We start from the raw sequence: 1,599 nt of genomic DNA on the forward strand, positions 1-1,599 counted from the left end.
CATACTTTTTCCACTCATCATGGGACAACCTACAATGCTTACCTGATCCTTGACGAAAAGGTCACCCTGGTAGATACGGTTTTTCCTCCTTTTGCTGAGGAGATGATCGAGAGGATAAAGCAAATCATTGACCCCCAGAAAATCGATTACGTGATAGCCAACCACGTGGAGATTGACCATTCAGGCTCGCTTCCGAAAATTCTGAGTTTGGCGCCCAAAGCGAAATTGATCTGTAACGCCAGGTGCAAGGAGGGGCTGCTCAAACATTATTTCGCCAACTGGGATTTTCAACTGGTGAAAACCGGGGATAAGCTAAGCCTGGGCAAGAGAACCCTGAGTTTTCTGGAAACTCCGATGCTTCACTGGCCTGACAGCATGTGGACCTACCTGATCGAGGATGAGATACTGCTGTGCAATGATGCACTTGGCCAGCATTATGCCTCCTCAGAAAGATTCGATGACGAGATCGAAGAGTGTATCATAATGCACGCGGCCGCCAAATATTATGCCAACATACTGATGCCCCTTGGCTCCATCGCGGTCAAGAAAATCGGGGAAACGCAAAATCTCGGGTGGAAAATAAAAATGGCAGCCCCGGCCCACGGTTTTATCTGGAAAAATCCGCAGAAGATAATCGATGCTTATCTTCATTGGGAAAAAGGAGAAGCAAAAGATCGAGTGGTGATTGCATTTGACTCGATGTATGGTGCCACGGAAAAGATGGCTCTAACAATTGCTGAAGGGATAAAAAAGGAGAATGTGGAAGTGGATATTTACAAGCTTCCCATCTCGGACAAACATGATGTGATCGCAGAGGTGCTGGAGGCTAAGGGGCTTTTGGTAGGTTCTTCTACCGTGAATAACGATTACCTGCCGGACATTCCTGCTTTCCTGGTCAACCTCAGAGGGTTAAAGCCAAAAAATAAAATCGGCGGTGCATTCGGCTCTTTCGGCTGGTCAGGTGGAGCGGTTAAAAATATCGAGACTATGCTTCAGGAGGTGAAAATCGAAATCTTTGAGCCAGGGATTTCTTTAAAATACTGGCCGGATGAAGAGGAATTGAATAAATGTTTTGAGTTCGGCAGAAGGTTTGCCCAGAGGATAAAAGGTGCAGGTGGCAGGTAGCAAGGAGCGAAAAGAGAACAAAAAAAGGAAGATGGAAAAAGGAAAAAAGCAGGTAGCGAGTAGAGAGTAGCGAGGGACGAGGGCAAAGAATGTAGCGTCGGGCTTTATGCCCGACGGGTGTGGAGGTTTTGTACGTGTGCCCGTCGGGTCCCCTGACCCGACAGGCAGAATCGTAGCGCGAGGCTTTTAGCCTCGCATTGCGACCCTGAAAGGGTCGCGCTACGACAAACTGTATTTTCAGGAAGAGATTCAAAAATGAAAAAACTAAACTTAGCAGTCCTGTGTTCAGGTGGGGGCACAAATCTTCAAGCTCTGATTGATGCCATAGAGAAGGGAGAGCTGTCTGCTGAGATCAAGATCGTCATCAGCAATAACAGTAATGCCTTTGCTCTGGAAAGAGCCAGAAAGCACAATATCTCCGCTCTTCATCTAAGCCACAAGCAGTTTGCTACGCTAGAGGAGTTTGACCAGAGG

2 protein-coding genes are annotated in these 1,599 nt (G+C 47.3%); both read left to right on the forward strand.

Annotated features, from left to right (window positions below):
* Window positions 1-1,125, forward strand: a 1,125-nt coding sequence (locus MUP17_04385; GenBank protein ID MCJ7458211.1) for a flavodoxin domain-containing protein, incomplete at its 5' end; no start/stop codon positions are given.
* 255 nt (window positions 1,126-1,380) lie between these two features.
* Window positions 1,381-1,599, forward strand: a 219-nt coding sequence (locus tag MUP17_04390) for a phosphoribosylglycinamide formyltransferase (GenBank protein ID MCJ7458212.1), incomplete at its 3' end; no start/stop codon positions are given.

The sequence above is a fragment of the Candidatus Zixiibacteriota bacterium genome, from assembly GCA_022865345.1.
GTDB lineage: Bacteria > Zixibacteria > MSB-5A5 > MSB-5A5 > RBG-16-43-9 > RBG-16-43-9.